The following is a 3,166-nucleotide window of genomic DNA, read 5'->3' on the forward strand; positions in this document are numbered from 1 at the left end:
GAGATATAATGTTTTTGGATATACTTCTATTAACAGCACTTCTCAAGCCTCTTTACAATGCTCACCCCGAGGAGTCTTTTTTTGAATAACTCTCAAAACACACTCTATATTTTTGTTGATGAAGCTGGAGATATGGACTTCTCTTCTAAAGGTTCAAAGCACTATATGTTTAACTTTTTAGTGAAAAACAGACCCTTTAATTTACATGAAAAAATAGCTAACTATAGATATGAGCTACTTGAGAGGAATTTATATAATCAAGACTCAACACGACTGGACCTGGAGTCATTTCATGCTCACAAAGATAACAAATATATTAAGCAAAAGTTCTTTGAAATCATCTCTAGTTTTGATGAAAAAAGTGTAAAAGCTTATTCCTATATACTCGAAAAACCAAAAGTTAACCCAAGTAAACGCAAAGTAAAAGAACATTTTTACATCAATAACCTGAGTTACTCTATCCAAAGGCTACTTGATATACTTAATATTGATACAAACTTCATTATTATTACAGATAGACTTCCTATTGCAAAGAATCGTTCTAAACAGATTGGTGCATTGAAAAAAGGGATAAAAGGTTATATTCGGCAAAGGGGTTTAGATATACGATATGATATATTTCATCACTGTTCTGCATCAAGTGCTAACTTACAGATAGTTGACTATATTTCATGGGCTATTTTTAGAAAATATGAGCATGGAGATGATAGCTATTACGATAAAATAAAGACTTATATACTAGATGAAGAGTTAATGACTAAAGATACGGAGGTAAATCATTATGAGAGATGACCCATTCTACCTATCCGAAGAAGCCTCCCTTGGAGTCTTATCAGTAGATGGGAACTTTGAAGCCATTATATCTAAAATCTCATTAATAGACAAGAGTAATGTGAGGGAATATAGATGAGTAAGTATGAAGTATATCCTAGCTATCGGGATAGTGGTGTTGAGTGGTTGGGGAAGATACCTGAGGATTGGGAAGTTAAGAAGCTGAAATATAACCTAACTCTCCAAACAGATAAAGTCACAATAATTAATCAGCAAGTAATTGCGTTAGAGAACATAGCTAGTTGGAGTGGTCAATATATTCCTACAGATTCAAAGTATCAAGGAGATGATGTTGAGTTTAAAGAAGATGATGTCCTATTTGGTAAATTACGACCTTATTTAGCTAAGGTATATCAATGTCAGAATAGTGGAGTAGCATTTGGAGATATTTTGGTGTACAGACCAACAAAACAGACAGAATCAAGATTTGCATTTTATGCAATGATTTCAGAAGCATTTATTGATATTGTAGATGGCTCAACCTATGGTTCTAAGATGCCAAGAGCAAGTGTAGATTTTGTAAGTAACATGCCGATAGTTATTCCTCCCCTCCAAGAACAACAAGCCATAGCCAACTACCTTGACATTGCCACAGCAAAGATAGACACCCTCATCGAGAAACAGATAAAACTTATAGAACTACTCAAAGAGAAACGACAAGCGGTTATCTCAACTGCCGTAACTCGTGGACTAGATAGCACAGTAACTATGAAAGATAGTGGGGTTGAGTGGTTGGGGGAGATTCCTGAGCATTGGACGATAGGAAAAATTAAGCACTACGGTATTTATAGAAGTGGTGATTTTATTTCGGCAGATAATATTGAAGTTGAAGGAAATTATCCTGTGCTTGGAGGAAATGGACTAAGAGGTTATTCAAAAGCTTACAATTTAAAAGGCAACTATGTACTTATTGGTAGACAAGGGGCACTCTGTGGAAATATCAATTATTCTAAAGATAAATTCTGGGCTACAGAGCATGCTATAGTAGTTCATAACAATAAAAATATAGATGTAAAATGGTTAGGTGAAATCTTAAGAACTATGAATTTAAATCAATACTCCGTATCTGCAGCTCAGCCTGGTCTAGCGGTAGAAAATATTATTAATTTAACTGGTGTACAACCACCACTTGAAGAACAACAAGAAATTGCAAAATACATAGACGAAAAAACCTCAAAAATAGACAATCTAACAACCAAATCAACCAAAGCTATAGAGCTACTCAAAGAGAAGCGAACAGCCCTTATCAGTTCGGCTGTTACTGGGAAGATTGATGTGAGGGAGATAGCATGAATGAACTAACAAACAAACCTTTACTCGAAGACATTAAAACCCTTCTCCAAGCATCAAGACAACATCTCCAACAAACTGTAAATACAACGATGGTTCAAACCTATTGGAGCATTGGACGATTGATAGTCGAAGATGAACAACAGGGCAAAGAGCGTGCAGAGTATGGGAAGAAGCAATTAGAGCAGATAGCAGAGACTTTAACTAGAGAGTTTGGTAAAGGTTTCGATGCTAGAAACTTACGAAAAATGAGACAGTTTTATAGTACCTTTTCAAAATGGGACTCAGTGAGTACCAAATTGAGTTGGACTCATTATAGAAGATTAATGCAGATAGAAAATAAAGACGCTAGAGAGTGGTATATCCAAGAGAGTATAGAGAACAGTTGGAGTGCAAGAGCATTAGACAGGCAAGTAAGTAAGCTCTACTATGAAAGGCTACTCTCCAGCAAAGAGAAATTACCACTAAAGAAAGAGGCAGAAGAAAAAGTTAAAAGTCTTCAAGTAGATACAAAAGACATGCTAAGAGACCCCTATATCTTTGATTTTCTCAACTTACCCCATCAATCACTGCTTGAATCAAATATAGAGCAATCCCTTATAGATAACCTCCAACAGTTCCTACTGGAACTAGGACGTGGGTTTGCTTTTGTTTCAAGACAGCAACGGCTACATGTAGAGGAGCAAGACTTTTACATAGACTTGGTGTTTTACAACTTCAAGCTCAAATGTTTTCTGCTTATAGATTTGAAACTAGGAAAACTTACACATCAAGATGTCGGGCAGATGGATACTTATGTACGAGTGTATGATAAGTTTCATAAAGGGGAAGATGATAATCCTACTATTGGTCTAATCCTTTGTAGTGAAAAGTCAGAGGCAGTTGCAAAGTATTCTGTGCTTAGTGACAGCAAACAACTCTTTAGCTCAAAATATCTACCATTTTTACCGACTGAAGAAGAACTGAGAGTGGAGCTTTTGAGAGAGAGAAAACTTCTTGTAAACAAGGACGCTAAGAACTAATGGTTATACAAGCAACAAAAAAA

3 protein-coding genes are annotated in these 3,166 nt (G+C 35.7%); all 3 read left to right on the top strand.

Translation table 11 applies throughout. The features are described 5' to 3' along the window. Positions 1 to 81: 81 nt before the first annotated feature. The 3 genes from GSY74_RS00890 to GSY74_RS00900 all read left to right on the top strand — a co-directional run bounded on the left by GSY74_RS00890 (position 82) and on the right by GSY74_RS00900 (position 3,143). Positions 82 to 792 carry a DUF3800 domain-containing protein gene (locus tag GSY74_RS00890; RefSeq protein ID WP_164663215.1) on the top strand — a complete coding sequence of 237 codons (711 nt, stop codon included), beginning with the start codon at positions 82 to 84 and terminating at the stop codon, positions 790 to 792. A 114-nt stretch (positions 793 to 906) separates the two neighbouring features. After that, positions 907 to 2,124: a restriction endonuclease subunit S gene (locus GSY74_RS00895; RefSeq protein WP_164663216.1), complete on the top strand. Its 1,218-nt coding sequence runs from the start codon at positions 907 to 909 to the stop codon at positions 2,122 to 2,124. After that, positions 2,121 to 3,143: a YhcG family protein gene (locus GSY74_RS00900; protein WP_164663217.1), complete on the top strand. Its 1,023-nt coding sequence runs from the start codon at positions 2,121 to 2,123 to the stop codon at positions 3,141 to 3,143. The genes GSY74_RS00895 and GSY74_RS00900 overlap by 4 nt, the downstream gene beginning before the upstream one ends. Positions 3,144 to 3,166 lie beyond the last annotated feature (23 nt).

The sequence above is a fragment of the Sulfurovum sp. bin170 genome (assembly GCF_010892395.1).
GTDB lineage: Bacteria > Campylobacterota > Campylobacteria > Campylobacterales > Sulfurovaceae > UBA1140.

Bases quoted from the DNA above. Each gene is read 5' to 3' on its own strand.
- GSY74_RS00895 (WP_164663216.1), top strand. From the start codon at position 907: ATGAGTAAGTATGAAGTATATCCTAGCTATCGGGATAGTGGTGTTGAG.
- GSY74_RS00900 (WP_164663217.1), top strand. From the start codon at position 2,121: ATGAATGAACTAACAAACAAACCTTTACTCGAAGACATTAAAACCCTT.